Below are 22,341 nucleotides of genomic sequence, written 5' to 3' on the forward strand. Positions count from 1 at the left end.
GATCCGCGATCAGTACGCTGCCTGCGCGACGCCCGCCAGCTCGAAGCCGTCGATCGAGAACCGCGCTTCGTCCAGCACCGCGTTCGAAATCTCGAACACCGAGACGGCTTCCTTCAACTGCCGCGTCTGATCGTGCAGCGACGAAGCCGCAGCCGCCGCCTCCTCGACGAGCGCCGCGTTCTGCTGCGTCATCTGATCCATCTGCACGACCGCTTGATTGACCTGCTCGATCCCGGTGCTCTGCTCGAGCGACGACGCGCTGATCTCCGACATCATCTGCGCGACGCGCGAGATCGACGTGGACACGTGCTGCATCGCCTCGCCCGCGCGCTCGACGAGCTCCGAGCCGCCTTCGATCTGCGCGACCGATTCGCTGATCAGCGTCTTGATCTCCTTGGCCGACTGCGCGCTGCGCTGCGCGAGGCCGCGCACTTCGCCCGCGACGACCGCGAAGCCGCGGCCCTGCTCGCCCGCGCGCGCTGCCTCGACCGCCGCGTTGAGCGCGAGGATGTTGGTCTGGAACGCGATGCCGTCGATCACCGAGATGATTTCGGCGATCCGGTCCGAGCTTTGCGCGATCGCCCTCATCTTCTGCACGACCCCGTCGAAGACGCCGCTGCCGCGCGAGGTCGCCTCCAGCGCGTCGTCGGCGAGCGCGTTCGCGGTGTGCGCGTGGTCGGCGTTCTGGCGCACCGTCGCGGTAAGCTCTTCCATGCTCGACGCCGTCTCTTCGAGCGACGCGGCCTGGCTCTCGGTCCGCGCGGACAGATCGGCGTTGCCGGTGGCGATTTCGTCGGCGCCGAGGTGGATCGAATCGGCCGCGTCGCGCACGGTCTTCACGGTGCGCGCGACGCTCGCCTGCATCCTCGCGAGCCCGTGGAACAGCCGGCCGATCTCGTTCGTGCCGCGCGCGTCGACCGGCTCGTTGAGCCGGCCGCGCGCGATGCGGTCGAAGTGGCGGCCGGCCTCTTCGAGCGGCGCGACGACGCCTCGCTTGAGCGCGACATACACGGCGACCGTGCCCGCCAGGAGCGCGGCGAGAATCACGATGCTCACGATGCGAAAGGCCGAGAGACGCGAATCGATCGAATCGAGCGACGCCTGGCTCGCCGCGTCGCCGAATTGCGCGAAGTTGTGCTGCTCGGCGAGATAGGCGTCCTGGAACGATTGCGTCGGCTGGTCGAGGAACGCCTGAACGTTGCCGGCGTCCAGGTACTGGACCAGCTCGCCCAACGCCGTATGCAGCTTCTGATACTTCTCGGCGAGCGCCGCGGCGCGGGCGCTGTTTTCGTCGCTCGTCTTCGTCGCGCTGCTGAACTTCGCGAACGATTGGTCGGCGAGCGCGAGCTGGTCGCGCGCGTGCTGGACGATGTCGGCCGGCTCGGTGCCGCCGCGCACCATGCGCGTGCCGGCGCGCGACAGGTTGATGCGCGCGTCCATCAGATGCTGGGTCGTCTCGTTGACCGCGTCGACCTGCTTCAGCGCGACGTTCGCGAGATCGTCGACGTCGCCGTGCGTGCTGGTGAGCGACCAGAAACCCAAACCCGCGGTGACGAGCTGAAGCAGACAGAATGCGGCCAGTACGGACAGCAGGCCGGAAGCGAGCTTGATCTTGCTGAACATCGTGAATACCTGAAAAAGCCTAGAGGAAAACCAAAGCACAGAACCACTGCGCTCGTTTACGGCACGCAAAACGTTTGCTTGAGCGCCGCTCGCGCGATTTGCGCAAACTGCGGAAGGAAGGGATGCTTACGGCGCATTCCTATCAATTTGCACAACAATTCCGGTGAATGGCATCGAATTGCCTTGACTCGGCACACTGGCGCTTCCTAGAGTGAAGCCAACCATAACCGGGGGAACCAAGGATGACCGATCTGGTGGATCTCGCGCGCGGCGCGCTGCACGCCCAGCCGTTCAGCATGCTGCTCGGCACCGAACTGATGCAGATCGGCACGCGCGACCTGACGCTGTGCCTGCCGATTCGCGACGAGCTGCGCCAGCAGTACGGTTTCGTGCACGGCGGCGTGATCAGCTATCTCGCCGACAATGCGCTCACGTTCGCGGGGGCGCTGGCGCTGGGCCCACGGGTCGTCACCGTCGAATACAAGATCAATTACCTGAGGCCGGCCGTGAACGGCACGCTGGTCGCGCGCGCGGAACTCGTCTACGCGGGGCGCGGGCATGCGACCTGCCAATGCAGCGTGTTCGTGATCGACGGCGATAAGGAAAGACTCATCGCGATCGCGCAAGGCACGATCAATCGCGTGGGCGATGGAGGAGATGGGGGAGACGGAGGGGAAGGCGCCGCCTCGCGCGAGGCGGCGCATCCATGACACGCGCGGTTATTCCGCTGCGTAAGTTCTTTGTTGCTGCTCGCCGAGCCCTTGAATGCCGAGGCGCATCGTCTGCCCCGGCTTCAGGAACACCGGATTCGGCTTCACGCCCATGCCGACACCCGGCGGCGTGCCGGTCGAAATCACGTCGCCCGGCTGCAGGCTCATGCATTGCGACAGATACGACACCAGCTTCGCGACGCCGAACACCATCGTGCGCGTGTTGCCGTTCTGGTAGCGATGGCCGTCCACTTCGAGCCACAGGTCGAGCTGCTGCGGATCGGCAACTTCGTCGCGCGTCACGAGCCACGGACCGATCGGGCCGAACGTATCGAAGCCCTTGCCCTTGTCCCACTGGCCGCCGCGCTCGGTCTGCCATTCGCGCTCGGACACATCGTTGACGACGCAGTAACCCGCCACGTAATCGAGCGCGCGCGCTTCGTCGACATACTTGCAGGGCTTGCCGATCACGACGCCCAACTCGACTTCCCAATCGGTCTTCTTCGAGCCGCGCGGAATTTCGACGTCGTCGTTCGGGCCGATGATCGCGCTCGTCCACTTGTTGAAGACGACGGGCTCGGCGGGCACCGGCAGATTCGATTCCGCCGCGTGGTCCGCATAATTGAGGCCGATGCAAACCAGCTTGCCGACGTTGCCCACGCATGGGCCGATACGCGGATTGCCGGCGACGAGCGGAAGCGATTTCGGATCGGCGCCGCGCAGCTTGGCGAGACCGGCATCGGTCAGCACCTCGCCGGCGATATCGCGCACGACACCCGACAAGTCGCGAATCTTGCCGTCAGCGTCGAGCAAACCCGGCTTTTCCTGGCCCTTCGGCCCATAACGAAGCAGTTTCATCGTTGCACTTCCTCACGTCTCGTTCAGTTGATGTAAAAACGAACCGATTCATTCGATTCTCCTATCGAACGTTCGCGCATACGGCCCGCTTGCGTTCGACCGGTGACGCCCCTCGAGTGATTCATCAGTTCGACCAGCCGCCGTCGATCACGTGCGCGTGCCCCGTGGTGAACGCCGACTCGTCGGCTGCCAAATATAACGCCAAAGCGGCAATCTCTTCCGCCTTTCCCACGCGCCCCATCGGCTGACGCGCGACGAACGCGGCGCGCACCGTTTCGATCGTCGCGCCTTGCACCTTTGCCTGCGCGGCGATGCGCTCCTCGAGCGAGGGCGATTCGACCGTGCCCGGGCAAATCGCATTGCAGCGGATGCCGCGCGTGATGAAGTCCGCCGCGACCGCCTTCGTCAAGCCGATTACCGCCGCCTTCGACGCGCCGTACACGCAGCGGTTCGGCACGCCCTTGATGCTCGACGCCGCCGACGAAATGTTGATGATCGAGCCGCCGCCCTTTTCCAGCATCGCCGGCAGGAACGCGCGGATCATCCTGAACATCGCCTTCACGTTCAGATCGAACGCGAAGTCCCAATCCTCCTCGCTCGCCTCCAGAATCGAGCCCGCGTGCACAAAGCCCGCGCAGTTGAACAGCACATCGATCGCGCCGACTTCGGCGGCGAGCGCCTTGATCGCCGCGCCGTCGCGCACGTCGAGCTTGCGGACTTCGAACGTGCGGCCGGCGAGGCCGTCGATGCGGATATCGGTCGCGATCACGCGCGCACCCTCGCGCGCAAAGGCTTCGGCGGTCGCCAGGCCGATCCCTTGTCCGGCGGCGGTGATCAAGGCCGTCTTCCCGGCCAGTCTTTGTACCATCTGCGGCTCCCGATGAAATGGTGTCTGAGACATAACGAATATTGCAGTACGCGCTCAACGAACGCGCAATACATAGTGGACACCCGCCTATTGCGCAATACGGATTGCGCAGCTTACAGGCGGTAAAACGCGCTCGCGTTGGCCCCGAAAATCGCGTCGCGCTCCGCGTCGGACAAATCGGCGACGAGCGCGTTCGCACACGCGTGCCAAAGCAGATAGTCGCCGTTCAGGTTGAGCACCGGCCAGTCGCTGCCCCACATCAGGCGGGCCGGGCCGAATTCGGCGACGAGGTGGGCCACGTAGCGCGTGAGCGTCGCCTCGGTCCAGCCCGGCGCGGCTTCGGTCGCCAGGCCGGAGAGCTTGCAGTGCACGTTCGGCAGCGCGGCGAGGCGCGCGATGCCGTCCGCCCACGGCCGCCAGCCCGCCGCGCCGTCGCGGATCGGCGGCTTCGCGCCGTGATCGACGACGATGCGCAGCGCCGGAAAGCGCGTCGCAAACGTGTGCAGGGCGTCGGCGTGACGCGCGAAGACGAGCGCGTCGAAAGCGAGGCCGTGGGCAACGAGCGCCTCGATGGCGGGCGCAAGCGCGGGGTTCGCGATCCAGTTGTCGTCGGGCAGGTCTTGCAGCATCGGCCGCACGCCCTTGAATTTGGGCTCGCGGGCGAGTTCGGCGATCAACGACGGCGCGTCCGGCTCGGCCAGCGGCACCCAGCCGACGACGCCCGCGACCGACGCCTCGTTACGCGCGATATCGAGCAGATAGTGCGTTTCGGCCACCGTAGGCGCGGCCTGCACGGCCACGGTGCGATCGATGCCCGCGCGTGCGAGCCACGGCGCGAGGTCGGCGGGACCGAACTCGCGGTAGAGCGTGCCGAGACGCGGCGTGAGCCATCCATAGTCGCCGCGCCGCGGATTCCAGTAGTGCTGGTGGGCGTCGATACGCATCGTGAGTCGCCGATTGACGTGGCAGGTTTATGAGCGGGGCACCGGCGCGGCAGTGTCGAGCAATCCTTCGTCGCGCAACGCGGACCACAGCTCAGCCGGAATCGGCCGCTCGAACGACGCGACGTTCTCGCGCAATTCGTCTGCGCTGCGCGCGCCGGTCAGCACGGTCGCGACCGCAGAATGCGCGTAAGGAAACTGCAATGCCGCCGCCGCGATCGGCACTTCATGGGCCTTGCATACCCGCTCGATGCGCGCGACGCGCTCGATCACCTCGGGCGGCGCCGCGCCGTAATTGAACTTGAGATCCCCTTCGACGCCGCGCGCGAGGATGCCCGAATTGAACGCGCCGCCCAGCAGGATGCTCACGCCGCGTTTTTCGCAGGCGGGCAGAAGATCGGCCAGCGTCGTTTGTTCGAGCAGCGTGTAGCGTCCCGCGAGCAACGCGCAGTCGATGTCGAACGCGTCCATCGCTTCGAGAATCGCAGCGCCTTCGTTCACGCCGAGCCCGACCGCCTTCACGGCGCCCGAAGCGCGCAACTCGCCGAGCGCGCGAAATCCGCCGCCTTGCGTCAATTGGCTCCAATAGTGCGCGTCGTTCTCGCCATGGGTCACGCGGCCGATATCGTGGACGAGCAGGATGTCGATTTCGACGATGCCGAGCCGCTGCTGGCTGTCTTCGAACGAACGCAGGATGCCGTCGTGCGTGTAGTCGTAGATCGCCTCGAACGGCAACGGGTTTTGCCAGCCTTCGGTGTTGTCGAAGGGCGTCTTGCGCGGCACGAAACGCCGGCCGGCTTTCGTCGACAGCACGTATTCGTCACGCGGATAACGGCGCAGCGCCGTGCCGAGCCGGTGCTCGGCGAGCGTGTTGCCGTAGTGCGGCGCGGTATCGAAATAGCGCATGCCCGCGCGCCAGGCGGCGTCGATCGTCGCGTGCGCGTCTTCGTCTGACAAATCGCGATACAGCCCGCCAAGCGGCGCGGTGCCGAGCGAAAGCCCCGTGACTTCGAGATCGCGCGAGCCGATCCGGCGGCGCTGCGTCACCTTCGATTGAACGGCATCCGTCATGGCCAGTGTCTCCGTATTCAATGCGATGTTATCTCCACGACGCGATGCGCGTGCGGCACGGCGCTCGAAGGCAGACATGCCGGCCCGACCGGTTCGAACGACTTGTACGTGAGGATGAATTCCTGGTGGCCGAGCGCCTCCGATTTCGACGCGCCGCCCGCCGCGACCGCCAGCGTCTGGTCGAACACTTCGCGGCCGACTTCGTCGAGCGTCGCGCGGCCTTCGAGAATGCGGCCGGCGTCGACATCCATGTCGCCCGGCAAGTTGCGGTACGTCGCCGGATTCGCGCACACCTTGATGACCGGCGAGATCGCCGAGCCCACCACCGAGCCGCGCCCCGTCGTGAACAGAATCAGATGCGCGCCGCACGCGATCAGCTCGCCGATCTCGGCGTTGTCGCTGATGTTCGGAAAGCCGAAGCGCGGCTCGCCGTCGGGGACGACGTCGAGCAGATAGAGGCCGCCCGTCGGCGGCACGTCGCCGGGCTTCACGATGCCGACGATCGGCGACGCGCCGCTCTTCGCATACGCGCCGAGCGACTTCTCTTCTTGCGTCGTGAGCCCGCCGTCCGCGTTGCCGACCGCGAAGCTGCCATGGCCGAGGATCGAGTAGTAGCGCGCCGCCTTGCCCACGCACTGCACGATCGCATCGCCCAACTCCGGCCGCGCCGCGCGGCTTTTCATGTGGTATTCGCAACCGACCAGTTCCCCCGTTTCCTCGAAGATGCAGGTCGCGCCCGCGTCGATCAGATGATCGAATGCGCGGCCCACGGCCGGGTTCGCGGTGATGCCGCTCGTGCCGTCCGAGCCGCCGCAGATCGTGCCGATCACCAGCTCGCCGAGCGCCATCGGCACCTTTTCCTGCGCGGCGAGCTGCATGCGCGCCTTGCGCACCCAATCGACGCCGTATTGAATCGTGCTGCGCGTGCCGCCCTTTTCCTGAATCGTCAGCACCTCGACCGGCCGCCCGCTCGCGCGCACGACGTCGGCCAGATAGTGCTTGTTCATGCTCTCGCAGCCGAGCGACACGAACAGCACCGCGCCGACGTTCGGATGCGTCGTCAACTGCTGCATCATCTTTTCCGCGTACTCGTTCGGATAGCAGCCGGGAAAGCCGATCAGATGGACGGGCGGCCCACGCCGCGGCGGTCGATACCGGGGCGGCTCGCGTTGCGCACCGGGCGCCAACGGATCGTCGAACGCATCGAGCGGCTCGCGAAACTCGGCGACGATCTCGCGCGCGACGTGATGCGCGCATTCGACGAGATACGCCACCGCGACCACGTTGCGAATGCCCTTGCGGCCGTCGCTGCGCAAGTAGCCGCGCAGCACCGGTTGCGCCGGCACCGTTGCCTGCGCCGAGTTGCCGTTCGAAGCAGCGTGAGTAGAAGCAGTCATGATCTTTCCTGAAACAGCGACAGCACCAGCGGCCGCGTGATTGCGGGGCTTTCAGCGAGGCACGAACGCGTGGCCCGCGTCGTGCGTATAAGTCGGCAGGTAGTCGCTTTCGACGTTGTGGGTGTGCAGGTGCTCGCCGCGTTCGACGCGCACCGTCACGTGACCGATCACCGCGCCGTAGCGCAGCACCTTGGCGTCCTTCTCGATCGGATGGCGCGCGACCTTGTGGCCGAGCTCGATCGTCGTCGCGAGCGTCACGCGCTCGCCTTCGATTTCGACCGTCTCGCCCGCCTCGAGCCGCGCGGCCGCGATCAGGCAGTTGTCGCCCGGATTCAGCAGGATCAGCCGCGCATCGGTATGGTGTTGACGTTCACTGCTCAAGATGCCTCCCGTCCCCCAAGGGGACTTCCTTCGGGGCGCCGGGCCGCCCCCAAGGGAGGCATCGGCCCCCTCGGGAGGCAGCGAACGATAGTGAGCGTGGGGGTGGTTCATTAAACCTCCAGTTCTAGTTCTGCCCTGCGCCGCCCGCGATGCGCGCCACCATCAGCGAGCCGAGGATGATCGCGCCGTAGATCGCCTGAATCCAGAACGACGGCACTTGTGCGAGCGTCAAGAGGTTCTGCACGATGCCGAGCAGCAGCACGCCCGTCAGCGCACCGAGCATCGTGCCCTTGCCGCCGTCGAGCGAAATGCCGCCGATCACCGCCGCGGCGAACACCGTGAAGATCATCCCGTTGCCCTGGTTCGCGTTGATCGCGCCGACATAGCCCGTCACGATCAGCCCGCCGAGCGCGGCGAGCACACTGCCGAGCACGAACACGCCCCACGTGATGCGCTCGACGCGAATGCCCGCCGCGCGCGCGGCCTGCGGGTTGCCGCCGATCGCGTACAGCGCGCGGCCGAGCCGGTGATAGCGCAGCATGAACGCCGCGATCGCGAACGCCGCCGCCGCGAGCCAAACCGATACCGGCAAGCCGAGCACGATGGTCGTCGCGAGCGAGAAGAACGCGGACGGCATGTCGAACAGCGTGCCGCCCTTGGTTGCGCCCACCAGCATTCCGCGCAGCACGATCAGCATCGCGAGCGTGACGATGAACGCGTTGAGCTGCAGCCGCACGACCAGAAACCCGTTGATGAAGCCGATCAGCGCGCCGACTGCGAGAATCGCGAGCAATCCGGCAAACGTCGGCCACTCCCAGCCGAAGCCCGCGGACGTTGCGGGCATCACGAGCATCGCGCCGATCGCTGGCGCGATGCCGACGGTCGATTCGAGCGACAAATCGAACTTGCCCGTGAGCACGATCAGCGATTCGGCGAGCACGACGAGCGCGAGCGCCGCCGATGCGCCGAGCACGCTGATCAGATTCGCCTTCGTCAGAAAGCTCGGGCTCACGAACGCGCCGATCACGATCAAAAGCACGAGCGCCGGCACCAGCGCGAGATCGCGCAGGCGCGCAATCTCGATGCGCGGCCGGCGGCCGAGCGCGGCATCGGTCCCGTCGGGGGGCAGCGAACGAATGTGAGCGTGGGGGTAGTTCATTCACTGACTCCTTCGACGGATGCGATCAGGTCGTTGTCTTGCCAACCCGCGGGGAAAACCGCTGCGACGCGGCCGCGGAACATCACGAGGACACGGTCGCAGGTGCGCAGATCGTCGAGCTCGCCGGACACGACGAGCACTGCCTTGCCCTCGTCGCGCACGCGATCGACGACCGACAGCAGCGCTTCCTTCGATTTGACGTCGACGCCGGCAGTCGGGTCGATCAGGACGAGCACGTTCGGATCGGTCGCGAGTGCGCGCGCCATCACGACCTTCTGCTGATTGCCGCCCGAGAGGCCCGACACGACATGCCCGGGCCCTTGCGCGACGATGCCGAGCGCCTCGATCGCCGAGCGGCCGAACGCGTTCTTCTTCGCGGGCGGCACGAGACCGAACTTGCCCATGAGACGCGCGATCGTCATCGATGCGTTCTCCGCGACCGATTGCGTCAACACGAGCCCTTCGTGATGGCGATCCTTCGGCACGCAGCCGACGCCGCGCGCGAGGGCCGCGGGTACGTCGCCGGGCGGCAGCGCGACGCCGTCGACGCGGATCTCGCCGCGCTGCTGCGCACGCAAGCCCGCGATCGCTTCGGCGACGCTCGTGCGCCCGCTGCTCGTCGCGCCCGTGAGGCCGACCACTTCGCCGCGCTTGACGGCGAACGACACGTCCTCATAGTCGTGGCCGCTAAGCTGCGCGACCTCCAGCGCGACCGGCGCGCCGGCGGCCAGCGCCTCGCGCGACGCCGCATCGGCGACGGCAAGACCGCCACGCTCGCCCGTCATCGCTTCGATCAGCCGGTCGCGCGGCATCGCGCTGACCGGCGCGCTGACGATATGCCGCGCATCGCGCAGCACCGTCACCGCCTGGCAGATGTCGTAGACCTCTTGCAGATGGTGCGAGATGAAAAGAAACGTCACGCCTTCGGCCTGCAGCTCGCGAATGCGCTTGAAGAGCCGCTTGATTTCGTCGCCGTCGAGCTGGGCGGTCGGCTCGTCGAGGATGATGAAACGCGCGCCGTACGACAGTGCCCGCGCGATCTCGACGAGCTGCCGCGCCTCCACCGTCAGATCGCCCGCACGTGCGTCCTCGCGCACGTCGATCTTCCAGTGGTCGAGCAGCGCGCGCGCAGCGCGGCGCATCGCGTGCCAATCGATGATCCCGCGCCGCGCCGGCTGCCGGTTGACGAACAGATTCTCCGCGACGCTCAGGTCGCGGATGATCGTCGAATGCTGATAGACGCACGCGACGCGCTCGCGCCACGCGTCGCGATCGGCAATCGGCGGCGCGGCGACGCCGCCGAAGCGCACCTCGCCGGCATCGGGCTTGCGAAGGCCGGTGAGGATCGACACCAGCGTCGACTTGCCCGCCCCGTTGCGCCCGACGAGCGCATGCGACTCGCCCGCCCTCACCCGCAGGCTCACGTCCTGCAGCGCGGCCGTCGAGCCGAAGCGCTTCGTGACATTGAGCGCTTCGACGACCGGGGGAAGCGCGTGCTCCGCTGGTGTCGTCGGCACGCTCATTTGATCGTGTTGCCCCACAGGTTCTTGTCGTCGACGTTCGCCTTCGTGACGAGCGGCGCGGGCAATTGATCTTCGAGAACGCCCGGCTGCAACTGGACGATGTTGCTGCCGTGATCGGTCGGGCCCGGCTTGAACGTCTTGCCGTCGAGCGTCGCCTTGATGTAGTAGAGACCATACTTCGCGTAGAGGTCGGCGGGCTGCGAAACGGTCGCGTCGATCTCGCCCTTGCGGATCGCTTCGTATTCCTGCGGTATGCCGTCGTTGCTGACGATCACGATGTGCTTCGGATCGCCCGCCGGAAACAGCAGCTGCTTGCGGCGCAGCGTCTGCAGCGTCGGCGAGAGGTACACGCCCCCCGCCTGCATGTAGATCGCCTTCACGCCGGGGTTCGCGGTGAGCAGGCTGTCGAGCGCGGTCGCGGCCACGTCGCCCTTCCAGCTCGCCGGGATTTCGAGCAGCGACAGGCTCGGGTAGTGCTTGAGGCACTCGCGGAACGCTTCCGAGCGGTCGCGGCCGTTCACCGATGCGAGGTCGCCCATGATCTGCACGACCTTGCCCGCCTTCACGTGCTCGCCGATGTACTTGCACGCCTGCTCGCCGTAGGCGCGGTTGTCGGCGCGCACGACCATCGCGACCTTGCCTTGCGTCGGCGCAACGTCGACGGCCACCACCGGCACGTTCTTCGCCGCCGCGGCATCGAGCGCGCGGCTGATCGCCGCCGAATCGAGCGGCCCGACGACGATCCCCTTCGCGCCGAGATTCAGCAGGTTGTTCATGTCGGTGATCTGCTGCACAGGGTCGCCGTTCGAATTGACGGGCGCGAGGACGGCGATGCCCATCTGCTTCGCGTACTGCGTCAGATAGTTGTCGTACGACTGCCAGAACGGCGAGGTCAGAAGCGGCAGGCCCAGGCCGACCTTGCCGGTTTCGGCGGCACGCGCCGGCCCGTTCAAGGCAAGGGCCGCCACGCAGGCGGCGCCGGCACTTAGCGCGAGCATGCGCCGAATGAAGCGACGGGCCTCGCGCGGCCCTTGGATGAACGTCATGCGTTGTCTCCTGATTGCGTTGTTGAACTGCCTGGAAGGACTGTCCTGCGCTTTTTCTTCTCGACCGCGATCTCATTCATCAGTGAACGTATTATTCATATACGAACTTTTTGAAGTCAAGGATGTGGACTGCACAAAGCGGTCCGTGTTTTCCCTAGCGGCTTGGAGCAACGCAGGCCCTACACTCGTCTGCGCCCGCTACGGAAAAGCAAAATGCAAACTTCGCAAGGGAGCCCGATCACCATGGAACCGGTCACCAAAGAACAGGAAGAAAAAGACGACGCCGACCGCTACCGCGCCCCCGCGCTCGACAAGGGGCTCGACATCCTCGAACTGCTCGCCGAGCAGAAAGAGGGGCTGACGCGCGCCGAGATCACGAAGCGGCTCGGGCGAAATGCGAGCGAGATGTATCGGATGCTCGAGCGGCTCGTCGCCCGGCAATATGTGGTGCGCTCGGCGGCGGGGGATCGCTATTCGCTGAGCTTGAAGCTGTTTGCGCTCGCGCATCGGCATCCGCCGACCCACCGGCTGATCGCGGAAGCGTTGCCGCTGATGCAGCGGTTTGCGGATGCGGCGGAGCAGTCGTGTCACCTGGCGGTCTACGATCGCGGCAATCTGCTCGTGATCGCGCAGGTGGATGGGCCTGGGACGTGGGGGATGTCGGTGCGGCTCGGGTCGCGGGTGGGGTTGATCGATACCGGGTCGGGGCGCGTGATGCTCGCGTTTCAGACGCGTGAACACCGCGCGCATATGCTCGCCGAGCATACGAAGGTGAAGGGCGAGGTGACGATCGATGTCGACGAGCTCGAGCAGGTTTGCGAACGCGTTCGCGCCGATGGGCATTCGCAAAAAGACAGTCAGCAGATATTCGGCGTAACGGATGTGACGTTTCCGATTCTCGGGCCATCGGGGCATGCGCTCGCGGCGCTGACGTGTCCGTATTTGCGGCGGATCGATGAGTATGTCGCGCCGTCGATCGAGGCGGTGACGGCGATGTTGGGGGAGACGGTGCAGGCGGTTTCGGTGTTTCGGGAGGGGCGGGAGTAGGCGGTTAATCGTGGTGAACCATACAGTGCCAATGTGTGCGCGATATTCAAGCGAATCAGCCAAAAAGCATAAACGTCTTATTTCGGACTATTCCTATATCGCGCTGCGTTACCACTCGATTACGTTTCGTTCTCCAAAAAACAAACACAGGAGAGAAACGATGCAGATGTCGAGTTGCGCACGACGACGTACGGACGATGGGCCCGCGATGCGGCTAACGAGTGGAGGGCGACGTCGACATGTGGTAAGGCACCTGGCGCGCCTGGGTGGTGCCCGATGAGTGCGACGAAGAGGCTGCACACCCGCACGTTCGGCTCACAGCCAGAATTGATCCGCATGCGCGAGGTCGAGTTGGACGACGCATCCTGGGTTCTTCTTCCGGTTTTTGCGTGGAGCGCGATCGAGATCAAGGCGAGCTTGGCGTTGATGCACAGAAACCTCGTCGACTTTGATCCGAACCACGTCAATGGATACCAGCTTGCCGAATTCCTGGACGACACCTTCGATTCATCCTGGCGTCGTGCGCCGGTGTACGACGAGGCCATATTGCGGAATCAGCTGGAAGCGCTCAAACGCCAGATAGACCGTGGGTACTGGGCCGTGCTCGGGTGGTGGGAAGAGCGGATGGTCGAGTGGGCGGAGGATCTCCAGTTGCCCGAGGGTGGGTGCTGGCAGCTTCGTCCGAAAGCGCGCTACGCGGAAAACGGCAGTGCATTGCTGTCACGCTTGGAGCAGGTGTCTCGGCAACGCAGGATGAAAGCGGGAGCGGCAAGCACGCCGCTGGCGGGTGAGCCGTTTCGTGCGCAGTTCGGTGAGCCGTTGCCGGGGGTATTGGTGGCGGGGACTGGAGCGGGCGAAACGCCACTCGATGCATTCAAGCGTGGCGCCACTGGCGGCTATGCCGGCGTGCTCGATCCGAGTCAGAGCGCCGCCTACGCGGGTAAAGTAGCAGGCGATGCGGCGCAGAGCCTGAAGCAGTTTGCGCGTGACATGGCCGGAGCGACAAGCATGGATGCTGCGCTGGCGAATGTCGCGGCTGGGAACTATTCAGCCGCTGCGGCGAAGGGGTTGCAGTCGATTGGTGACGCCGCCCTGGCGCTGACAGGGGTGAGTGGTGCGGTGAGGTCTGCGGCGGCGAAAATGGTCCCGGTGGCTGGCATGAATGCCACGTTCGAGCGCTCCGCTAGCTTTGCGAGCGAAGCGAAACTTATGACGCATTTCGAGAAGCACGGCGCGGAATTCGGTGCCCCATCAGCTTCAGAGTATTTGCAGATAGGACGCGACATCATGGAGAAAGGGGTCGCTGTCGAATACTTCTACAGACCTGCCGGCGAGATGCGTACAGGGTACGTCCGATTCATGGGCAACCGATCGGACGGTATCGCAAAATTTGGTTTTGTAGGGACAAACGCAGAAGGTGCTATTACTACGATCCACACCGAAAGTGGAAAGAGCTTTTGGAAGATGTTGAATGGCAATCCAGCCGACAAAGTTATCAGGCCAATGCAATGATTTATTCTGCTCTTGTTAAAGATATCAACCAGGAAATAGAAGGCGAAGTGACGTTGCAAGTAAATGGCTTCGAGATGGTATGTTTCTCAAATATGCCTCCTGCCATGGATGCAATTGGAACAGTGCGCCCGATTGAACTGATGCCCATGGTCTTCGGTGAATACGAGGTGAAGGAAATTTCGGCTTTATCAACGCCGGCCGTCGAACGAATCGGGGATTCGTTTTCTTATCTCGTGTCGGGGAAATTAAGCGCCGGCAAGGTGGATGCAGGCGTTGTTTCCTTCGAGGACGATATGCTCAATAGTGAATTCGGATATTTGGATGGAAAGATGATTACATGGAAAATCGAGCGGCTAGATGTCGATTTTCAATAGAGCGAGCCAGTCGGAAAGTTGTGATAGCACCGAAGGCCGATCGTACGGCCTTCGGTGTTTTAGGGCATCTCGTTATACACAAGTGTCGTTGCCACCGTCTTCGCGTAACAAACGCATTGTTTCTGCGGCGATATGAACTTTCGTGAGCCCCTTCCAGATGGTTTGCGCGCCGAGTTCGCCGTCGCCTTTGCGAGCGAGGAATCCGCCCAGGCGCGCGTTCTTGCGGTTCAAGGAGACGCAAGGTACGCAGCCGCTGGGTGGGCTGATGGCGAACGCGGCGCTGCAGGCAACGGGTAATGCCGCGTATGCCACGGCGGTGGCTGACGTGGCTGGGCCGTTGGATGCGTTGTGGGCTCCGGGCGCTGGACGAACCGCGTCGCTTGCAAGCGTACGACCGGCGCAATTGGGAAGTTATGCTGTCGGCCCGTATGGCGAGATCCGAACCAGAAATTACAGGAACTGATTCGAGTGAACAAAGACGTCTACCCTGATGCTTTTTCGAAGTGAAGGAGGTAAATGTGACGCCGAAAGAATTTGTGGCCCATCTCAAAGCCGACGTCGTTGACGAGAACGTTGCGGCATATCGCGATTTGTTCGCAAGCACGTCAGTGGGAGACGCATCAGACCCGTACTGGAAGCGTGCGCAGACATTGTTCGACAGCTTTTCGCCGGATCAGAAATCGATATTCTTCGAAATTATTCGTCAAATTTCGGTCGATACGGTGTCGAATGTTTTAGGCATTGTCGACGTAGTGAATACGTTTCCCGGCGTTGCCGCAGAGTTCGAGTTGGTATGTGACTCCCAGCAGAAGCTAAGTGGAGATTTGCAAAGCCTCTTTCTTGAAGAGGAGGAAAGGGCTTAGTCTCTAGTTTCAAGTGCAACACCCCAAATGAGGTAGGGTGTTGCGATGAAGAAGAATTACAAGCATCTGAGCGCGGAGGAACGCGCGGTCATCATGATCGAACACGGCAAGGGCAGCGGCATACGGACGATAGCGCGATTGCTTAGGCGTAGCGCGTCGACGGTCTCGCGGGAAGTGGCGCGCAACCGGGAAGCGGCGGTGTCGAGCTACCATGCGAGAGACGCGGGGGCGTCTTACCGAATTCGCCGTCGGCGTTGCGTGCGTCGGCGCAAAGTGGTTGCCGGCACTGCGTTGTATCAACATGTTCACGACCATCTGATCTATTGGCGCTGGTCGCCCCAGCAGATTGCTGCCAGACTGCGCAGCATGCATCCTGAAGACACTGACCAACGCGTCTGCCACGAGACGATATACGCTGCGATCTATGCTCATCCGCGTGGCGGGCTGAAGCAGTCGATGATCGATGCCTTGCGCCAGGAAAAGCCCACGCGTGGACGTCGGCGCACCAGTCTTGCGCAGACGGGCTTTGTGCCCGAGCAATTGCGCATCGTCCATCGCCCTGAGGAGATTGCGTTGCGGCGGTGGCCAGGCCACTGGGAAGGCGACCTGATCAAGGGGGCGTTCAATCTCGTGGAGCGCAAGACGCGTTATCTGGTGCTGTGCCGAATGGACGGTTGCACGGCCAAGGATGCCCTTGAAGGTTTCACTCGGCAGATGAAGGCTCTCCCGGCCTTTTTGCGTCAAAGCCTGACGTACGACCGCGGCACGGAAATGACTTGTCATGTCGAACTCGCCGAGCGCCTGAACCTTGATATCTGGTTTGCTGATCCGCACGCACCTTGGCAGCGCGGCAGCAACGAGAACACCAACGGCTTGCTACGCCAACTCCTACCGAAGGGTATGGACCTTTCGACACTCAGCCAGACCCAACTCAACTACATCGCGAATTTGCTCAACGGTCGACCCGCCAGACGCTCGGCTGGGACACCCCTGAAGAAGCGATGGCGAAGGAACTGGAAAAAGCCGATTTAGCTAAACGTTGCACTTGATTTTAGAGACCGCCCCGTCTCGCACACCGGATCGTTTCTTTTAGGGCATTTCACTAGCGCAAGAACGTGTTCGATGTATCCATTGATGTAATTGAAATACTTCGCCCCAATACCTGGGAATTGTAGGGAGGCAAGCGTGGAGATCGCGCGCTCAGCTGAACTGGGGACGCAAAGCGAATCGGCGAACGCATGATTGGCATGCCCGGCAACTTCGCTGTTGCCCGTCGCAAAGCAGCCGTTGTTTGACGTCATCGAGACAGAACTGTTATTTCCTCCCGCCAGCGTTCCGAGGTCCGTTACGCCACTTGCCGCTGTCCATTTGAACGCATGAGACGTTCCCGCATCGATTTCGCTGTCGCCCATCACGACCCCGGTATCGCTGATGCCCGAGACCGCCGCGGCCGCCCCGCTGGCCAACGCAGGAATCGCCTGCACGACGTTCGCATCCGGGTTCCAATAGAACGGCAGCGACACGTCGCCTGCACTCAGATACTGGCCGACGATGGCGCCGGACGCATTCATCTCAACACCGACACTGCGGGGGCTCCCCGCCACACTTGACAGGACGACCGCCGCGCCGTTCGCACTGGGCCAGCGCACGGTCTTAGTGCCGATCCCCGAACCAAAATCACAGGTGCCGAGAATCTGCCCGGTGGCATTGATCTGGCTCGCCGCGCAGGACACGCTGTTAGCTGGGGGGCCGGGCACCGATGCCACATACGCGCCCAACAACCCGGTTGGCGTCCAGACGACGGGAGTCGGGTGTCCGGCGCCGTCTGGGCACACGCCGAGGATCGCGGGCGTGGTTGCGTTGCCGGGCGCGGCATCGAGCGCGATGCAATTGGTATTGCCCAAGCCCAGCAGTCCCGGCCCTGGCAGCGTCGTTGGATTGGCCTGTCCGGCCGCCCACATCACGGGCGTGGCGATCTCTGAGCCGCTGATGCTGGCCCCAACCGCGGCGCGCCCTGATGGTTGCCACCGAGCACGACGGTGGCGACCCCGCCCGACGAATTCAGCACGAGGGGGGCCGCGGAAGGTTGATTCGCTTGCCAGGTGACGGTCTGATTGCGCCCGCTCGCGTCCTCGCACGAGCCGATCACGAGCCCGGCGTTGGTGATGGCGAGCGGCGCGCAATCTCGTCCGGCGACCAGCGGCGGCAAGACGGTTTCAGTACCGGGCGCGTTCGCGACGAAAGCCGTTTGCACCCCGGCTGTGCTCAGGCAGCTGCCCGCGACGATCCCGCTGTCGTTGACCGCGCTGCCGTCGCATTGGAGTCCGGCTGCGGTGCCTTCATCGGTGAGGGTGTCGGCGCGAACGAAAGACGTGAACAAGGCGAAGCAGAATACGGCAAAGCAGAACGGACGCAAGAAGTTGATTCGAATTGGCGTCATGACCAAACAAACCAATTATTGACCCTCGAAAGCCGGCCGAATACGTGTTAAACCCCGATCACCCGGCCACCTAGGTTAGAATAGCGCCCCTCTCAAAACCCGCATCCGCCGCGCCCCACGCGGCGGATGCCCCAGTACACGCAATGGCGAAACTTCTGACCGATTCCGAATTCCAGCGCTTTTCCGAACTCCAGCAGAAACAGGCGAGCTTCACGATCACGACCGAAGAGGCCGACGAGTTGCGCGACATCGTCGCGCGCGCACAGAAAACGCGTGACGACCGCGCGGCCGCGATGCAGGCCATCGAAACCTACATCAGCCAGTTCGACATCTCGCCCGAAGAGCTTTTCTCGGCCGAGCAGATCGGCGACGCCGCGCGCACGTTCGGCCTGATTCCCGCAGCAAAGAAAGAGCGTGTGCTGCCGCCGTCGCTGACGTTCAACGGCAAGCCGTACCAATGGACGTCGCGCGCGCTCCCCGACGACATCCGCGTGCCGCTCTTCGACGCCTTCAAGGCAGGCCAATCCGTGAAGGGCTTCATCGCGACGCCGAAGGACGCCAATCGCAACGCCGCGACGATCGCGCGCCTGGAGCGCGAAACGGGCGCCGTCTACGCGGATGCGTGGCTCGAAGAGTTGTCGGTGTCGCGCGCGCAGGTCGACGAGGCTGCGGCCAAGCTCGCGGCGTAAGCCGCCCGCCGCAATTCGATTGCACTGAAGACGGCCGGCGGTTGCGCGCGCTCAAGCCAAGCGCAACTGCCGCCGTCATGCCGAAGCGCGCTCCCCCAGCGCAAGACGCACCCCCACCACGCCAGGATCGTCGGTTCGCGACACCGCGAACCCCATCGCCTTGGCAAGCCCGATCATCGCCGCATTCTCGGCGAGCACTTCCCCGACGATCCATCTCGTGCCGCGCGAGCGCACGTATTCGATGATCTTCGTCATCAAGAGTCGCCCCAACCCCTTGCCCTTCTGGTCCGAGCGAATGGCGAGCGCGAATTCGGCCGCCTCGTTGTCCGGGTCCGTGATCGCGCGCACGACGCCGAGCGTCAATTCCATCCCGTTCTCATCGCGGGCCGTCGCGATCAGCGCCATCTCGCGGTCGTAATCGATCTGCGTCATGCGCGCGAGCTGCGAATGATCGAACCGGCGCACCGCGCCGAAAAAACGCAAACGCAAATCGTCGGACGTCATCGATTTGATGAACGCGTTGTGCGCCGTCTCGTCTTCGGGGCGGATCGGGCGGATCGTCAGGCGCGCGCCGCGCCAGTCGATCGTCTCTTCGAGCCGGCGCGGATACGGGACGATCGCGAGCCGGCTGCGCGTCGCGGCCACCGTCACGCGCGGCGCGACGAGCATGGCGCGCGTACGCGTCACGCGCAGCGTGACCGTCAAGCCGGCCATCTCCTTCACGTCGCAGACCGCTTGCGACAACGCCGTCAACGCGGCAAGCACCGGCTCGATCGACGACACGGCGCGCGCATACGGCGAACGCGAGATGACTTCGCGCGACAAAATCGGATTCAGCGGCGGCAGGCTGTAGAAGCACACCGGCGCCGACACGCCGTCGGCGGACGGCGCGGTATAGCGGAACACGGGGCCGAAGTTCGCGTCGTCGCGCAGTTCGACGGCGAGGTCGACGATTTTTGCGTCGTCGTCGTCGGCGGCGGCGGCGGCGGCGGCGGCTGCGGGATCGGGGCAATCGCCTGCATCGCGCGTTTGGACGATGCCGCCTTCGGTGACGCCGCCTCGGTACGCATGCACGCTAGCCGTGTCCAAAGCGTGCTCGCGCAGCACCGTCAGCCCGAAGCATTCGAAGATGCGCGCCGCCGCTTCGCCCGACAGCTCCGTCTGCCCCGCGGCCACCGCGCGCTTGGCCTGCGCGTGCGCGCAGTCGATCGCCTCGGGCACCTGCGCGGGCAAGCCCTCCGGCGTCTGCATCAGCAGCTCGCGCACGAGCCGGTAGTCGACGAGACGCGCGAACGCGCGCGCCAGCCGCTGCGGCGTCGTATGAACGGGAATGCCGTGCGCATGCAACGCGTCGCGCGTCGCGTTGTCCACGCCGCCAAAGAAGCACGCCAGCAGCCCGCGATATGCGAACTTCTGGCTCTCGATCAGCACGCGCGCGACTTCGGCAACGGGCGCGCTGTGCGTCGGCGCATGCACGACGAACGCCGTGCCGGTGTCGCGATGCGGCGCCAGCGCTTCGAGCGCGCGCGCGAAATGCTCGGGCCGCGCGTCATCGCCGAGCAGCAGCGGGTTGCCGCCCAGCGAAGCGCCGCCCGGCGGCGTGCCGGGCAACCCGGGACGCGCGTCGCGAGACGCGCTCAAATGCGGCAGCGCTTCGGCCACCGCGCGCGCGGCGTCTCCCGGCCATTGCGCGAGCGCGTCGCCGGCGGCCGCGAACGCGTCGGCGGCGAGCGTCGCCACCCCGCGGTCGCTCGTGATCAGCGTGGCCGTCGAGCTTGCCGCGACGCGGCCCACGCCGAGCGTTTCGATTTCGTCGAGCAAATCGTCGAGCGAATGGACGCGCACCACGCCGGCACGCTGGAACGCGGAGCTGTAGAGCGCGTCGTCGGGATCCGCGCGCCCCGAGCGCAGCGCGAGCACCGGTTTGTTGCGCGCCGCCGCCCGCGCCGCCGACATGAATTTGCGCGCCGCGCGCACGGTCTCGAGTTCGAGCAGGATCGCGTGCGTGTTCGGGTCGCTGGCGAGATAGTCGAGCGCGTCGCCCGCGTCGACGTCCGCTTCGTCGCCGAGCGCGATCGCGTGCGAGAAACCGAGCCCGCGCGCGTGCGCCCAACCGAGCACGGCGTTCGTGATCGCATTCGACTGCGAGACCCAGGCGACGCCGCCCTCCTTCACCGGAAACGGCGACGCGCTGAAGCGCGCGCTGAGCGCCGGCGTGATGACGCCGACGCTGCCCGGTCCGACGATGCGCAGCAAATACGGCCGCGCCGCCGCGAGCGCTTGGGCGAGCGCGGTGCATTCGTCGCTGCGCCTGGCCTCGCCGAGGATGATCGCCGCGCGCGTGCCGAGCTTGCCGAGTTTGCGGACGATGGCGGGCCAGGTGGCGGGCGGCGTGCAGATCAGCGCGACGGTCGGCGCTTCGGGCAGATCGCGGACGTCGCCGAACGCGACGAATCCGCTCAGCTCGGCGTATTTCGGATTGACCGGCCAGACGGGCCCCGCGAAACCGCCTTCGAGCACGCGCGCCCAAACCATCGCGCCGACGCTGCGCGGCCGCAACGAAGCGCCGATCACGGCGACCGATTCCGGCCGAAACAACGCGTCGAGATTGCGAACGGTCATGGATGCTCCTGTCGACCATGCAAAGCTGGGATTGGCGCCGGGCCGTGCGAGGCGCCGCGGGCGGACCCGAAACATCGCTAGGATAGGCGAAAGCGCCGGCTCGCGCGACGCGTTTTGCCCGCCCCACGGCGCGTTCAGGGCCTCCGCGCGACTCGGCGCCGCGGCCAAATATGGGCATAATCGCAAACTCTACAAACCGGCGCTCGCGGCAAGCGGCGCCGGTGCGCCCGGCAGCGGCGACCCACCGGTTTTTCGATGAACGACTCCGCGCGCCGAAGGCGCAATAACAAGTACGACGGAAGGACATAGACCATGCGGCGCTTGCCATCGCTGATCGCGTTGCGCTTTTTCGAAGAGACGGCCCGGCACATGAGCTTCAATCGCGCTGCCGCCGCGCTGTGCGTCACGCAAGGCGCCGTAAGCCGCCAGATCAAGATTCTCGAGGACTCGCTCGGCGCCAAGCTGTTCGAGCGCGATCACAAGGGCATCCGCCTCACGCCCGCGGGCGCCCAGTTGCTGCCGTGCGTCTCCGACGCGTTCGACACGATCGAGCGCGGCACGCGGCAGCTCGCGTCGATCACGGGACGCAAGCGGCTCGTGCTGTCGGTGCCGCCGACGTTCGCGACGCAGTGGCTTTCGCCGCGTCTCGGGTCGCTGGCGGTCGAGCTGCCGGACGTGGAACTGTCGGTGCGCACGGGGCCCAGCGACGATTGCCACTGCAACATCCGCTTCGGCCGCGAAGCGCTGCCCGAGGGGCCATCGGAATTGCTGATGATCGAGCGGCACACGCTGGTCTGCGCGCCCAAACTCGCCAGCGAAGCGCTCGAAACCTTGCTCGAACGCGTGCCGGCGCTCCACGTGCTCTACAACGACACGCGGCTCGAACTCTGGCCGAACTGGCTCGCGAAGGCGCAACTGCCCGCGCGCCACGCGGAGAACGGAATCGAGTTTTCAAATCTGGAGCAGGCGATTCATGCGGCGCGCAAGGGCGTCGGACTGGCTGTCGTCGATCGCAACATGATCGCCGAGGAGCTGGCGGACGGGTCGCTGATCCGTATCTCGGATGTCGAAGTCATGGGACCGTATGGCTATTGGCTCGATATCGGCGCGAACCATGCGGCGCTGGAGCACGTGCAGGCGTTCGCGAGCTGGATGCGGGAGGAGGTACTGAAAATGTCCGACGAAGGCGGCGGCACGCGCTAGGCAGGCCCTGGCGC

Annotated in this window: 21 protein-coding genes and 1 pseudogene; 8 read left to right on the forward strand and 14 right to left on the reverse strand. The window is 64.9% G+C overall.

The window, feature by feature from the left end; translation table 11 throughout:
* Positions 1–9 precede the first annotated feature (9 nt).
* Entirely contained in the window at positions 10–1,623 is a 1,614-nt protein-coding gene (locus J3489_RS02930) for a methyl-accepting chemotaxis protein (RefSeq protein ID WP_206996581.1), read from the reverse strand.
* 242 nt (positions 1,624–1,865) lie between these two features.
* On the opposite strand from J3489_RS02930, the gene J3489_RS02935 reads away from it, so the two are divergent.
* Positions 1,866–2,333 (forward strand): PaaI family thioesterase, encoded by a 468-nt coding sequence (locus J3489_RS02935; protein ID WP_206996138.1) that lies wholly within the window; start codon positions 1,866–1,868, stop codon positions 2,331–2,333.
* A 9-nt stretch (positions 2,334–2,342) separates the two neighbouring features.
* Here the strand turns inward: J3489_RS02935 and J3489_RS02940 are convergent, their stop codons facing one another.
* The 9 genes from J3489_RS02940 to J3489_RS02980 all read right to left on the reverse strand — a co-directional run bounded on the left by J3489_RS02940 (position 2,343) and on the right by J3489_RS02980 (position 11,529).
* Positions 2,343–3,191, reverse strand: coding sequence for an ureidoglycolate lyase (locus J3489_RS02940; protein ID WP_206996140.1), 849 nt, complete (start codon positions 3,189–3,191; stop codon positions 2,343–2,345).
* 124 nt (positions 3,192–3,315) lie between these two features.
* Positions 3,316–4,059 carry an SDR family oxidoreductase gene (locus tag J3489_RS02945; protein WP_206996142.1) on the reverse strand — a complete coding sequence of 248 codons (744 nt, stop codon included), beginning with the start codon at positions 4,057–4,059 and terminating at the stop codon, positions 3,316–3,318.
* A gap of 113 nt (positions 4,060–4,172) precedes the next feature.
* Positions 4,173–5,003: an amidohydrolase family protein gene (locus tag J3489_RS02950; RefSeq protein ID WP_206996143.1), complete on the reverse strand. Its 831-nt coding sequence runs from the start codon at positions 5,001–5,003 to the stop codon at positions 4,173–4,175.
* A gap of 27 nt (positions 5,004–5,030) precedes the next feature.
* Positions 5,031–6,071, reverse strand: a complete 1,041-nt coding sequence (locus J3489_RS02955) for an aldo/keto reductase (RefSeq protein WP_206996145.1) — start codon at positions 6,069–6,071, stop codon at positions 5,031–5,033.
* Between the two features lie 17 nt (positions 6,072–6,088).
* Complete coding sequence (locus tag J3489_RS02960; RefSeq protein ID WP_206996147.1) at positions 6,089–7,468, reverse strand: UxaA family hydrolase; 1,380 nt, start codon at positions 7,466–7,468, stop codon at positions 6,089–6,091.
* A 51-nt stretch (positions 7,469–7,519) separates the two neighbouring features.
* A complete protein-coding gene (locus J3489_RS02965) occupies positions 7,520–7,849 on the reverse strand; it encodes a UxaA family hydrolase (protein ID WP_242539744.1) in 330 nt (109 codons plus the stop codon).
* Positions 7,850–7,973: 124 nt separating this feature from the next.
* Complete coding sequence (locus tag J3489_RS02970; RefSeq protein ID WP_242539745.1) at positions 7,974–9,008, reverse strand: ABC transporter permease; 1,035 nt, start codon at positions 9,006–9,008, stop codon at positions 7,974–7,976.
* Positions 9,005–10,531, reverse strand: a complete 1,527-nt coding sequence (locus J3489_RS02975; protein WP_206996583.1) for a sugar ABC transporter ATP-binding protein — start codon at positions 10,529–10,531, stop codon at positions 9,005–9,007. The genes J3489_RS02970 and J3489_RS02975 overlap by 4 nt, the downstream gene beginning before the upstream one ends.
* On the reverse strand, positions 10,528–11,529 hold the full coding sequence (locus tag J3489_RS02980) for a sugar ABC transporter substrate-binding protein (protein ID WP_206996584.1): 1,002 nt from the start codon (positions 11,527–11,529) through the stop codon (positions 10,528–10,530). The genes J3489_RS02975 and J3489_RS02980 overlap by 4 nt, the downstream gene beginning before the upstream one ends.
* Before the next feature lie 261 nt (positions 11,530–11,790).
* On the opposite strand from J3489_RS02980, the gene J3489_RS02985 reads away from it, so the two are divergent.
* From J3489_RS02985 to J3489_RS02995, 3 genes are all read left to right on the forward strand, one after another.
* Positions 11,791–12,624, forward strand: coding sequence for an IclR family transcriptional regulator (locus J3489_RS02985; protein ID WP_206996151.1), 834 nt, complete (start codon positions 11,791–11,793; stop codon positions 12,622–12,624).
* 276 nt (positions 12,625–12,900) lie between these two features.
* Positions 12,901–14,136, forward strand: a complete 1,236-nt coding sequence (locus tag J3489_RS02990; protein ID WP_206996153.1) for a hypothetical protein — start codon at positions 12,901–12,903, stop codon at positions 14,134–14,136.
* Positions 14,082–14,510, forward strand: a complete 429-nt coding sequence (locus tag J3489_RS02995) for a UCP019853 family protein (protein WP_206996155.1) — start codon at positions 14,082–14,084, stop codon at positions 14,508–14,510. Before J3489_RS02990 ends, J3489_RS02995 begins: the two co-directional genes overlap by 55 nt.
* A gap of 72 nt (positions 14,511–14,582) precedes the next feature.
* On the opposite strand, the gene J3489_RS37350 is transcribed toward J3489_RS02995, so the two are convergent.
* Positions 14,583–14,741, reverse strand: coding sequence for an IS4 family transposase (locus J3489_RS37350; protein ID WP_374193423.1), 159 nt, complete (start codon positions 14,739–14,741; stop codon positions 14,583–14,585).
* Between the two features lie 287 nt (positions 14,742–15,028).
* Here J3489_RS37350 and J3489_RS03005 point away from each other — a divergent pair, with 287 nt between their 5' ends.
* Together J3489_RS03005 and J3489_RS03010 are read left to right on the forward strand one after the other, a co-directional pair.
* Complete coding sequence (locus J3489_RS03005) at positions 15,029–15,373, forward strand: hypothetical protein (RefSeq protein WP_206996157.1); 345 nt, start codon at positions 15,029–15,031, stop codon at positions 15,371–15,373.
* A gap of 45 nt (positions 15,374–15,418) precedes the next feature.
* Positions 15,419–16,422: pseudogene (locus tag J3489_RS03010) on the forward strand (IS30 family transposase).
* Here J3489_RS03010 and J3489_RS03015 read toward each other — a convergent pair.
* Both J3489_RS03015 and J3489_RS03020 read right to left on the reverse strand, forming a co-directional pair.
* Positions 16,402–17,277: a hypothetical protein gene (locus J3489_RS03015; protein WP_206996159.1), complete on the reverse strand. Its 876-nt coding sequence runs from the start codon at positions 17,275–17,277 to the stop codon at positions 16,402–16,404. The pseudogene J3489_RS03010 and the gene J3489_RS03015 overlap by 21 nt on opposite strands.
* 56 nt (positions 17,278–17,333) lie before the next feature.
* Positions 17,334–17,813: a hypothetical protein gene (locus J3489_RS03020; protein WP_206996161.1), complete on the reverse strand. Its 480-nt coding sequence runs from the start codon at positions 17,811–17,813 to the stop codon at positions 17,334–17,336.
* Positions 17,814–17,956: 143 nt separating this feature from the next.
* Between J3489_RS03020 and J3489_RS03025 the strand changes: the two genes are divergently transcribed.
* Complete coding sequence (locus J3489_RS03025) at positions 17,957–18,502, forward strand: hypothetical protein (RefSeq protein WP_206996163.1); 546 nt, start codon at positions 17,957–17,959, stop codon at positions 18,500–18,502.
* A 75-nt stretch (positions 18,503–18,577) separates the two neighbouring features.
* On the opposite strand, the gene J3489_RS03030 is transcribed toward J3489_RS03025, so the two are convergent.
* The gene (locus J3489_RS03030; protein WP_206996165.1) at positions 18,578–21,124 is read right to left on the reverse strand and encodes a bifunctional acetate--CoA ligase family protein/GNAT family N-acetyltransferase; all 2,547 of its coding nucleotides are present in this window, start codon (positions 21,122–21,124) and stop codon (positions 18,578–18,580) included.
* A gap of 312 nt (positions 21,125–21,436) precedes the next feature.
* On the opposite strand from J3489_RS03030, the gene J3489_RS03035 reads away from it, so the two are divergent.
* The gene (locus tag J3489_RS03035; RefSeq protein ID WP_206996167.1) at positions 21,437–22,327 is read left to right on the forward strand and encodes a LysR family transcriptional regulator; all 891 of its coding nucleotides are present in this window, start codon (positions 21,437–21,439) and stop codon (positions 22,325–22,327) included.
* The last annotated feature ends 14 nt before the right edge of the window (positions 22,328–22,341 follow it).

Origin of the sequence: Trinickia mobilis (assembly GCF_017315705.1) — a bacterium.
GTDB lineage: Bacteria > Pseudomonadota > Gammaproteobacteria > Burkholderiales > Burkholderiaceae > Trinickia_A > Trinickia_A mobilis.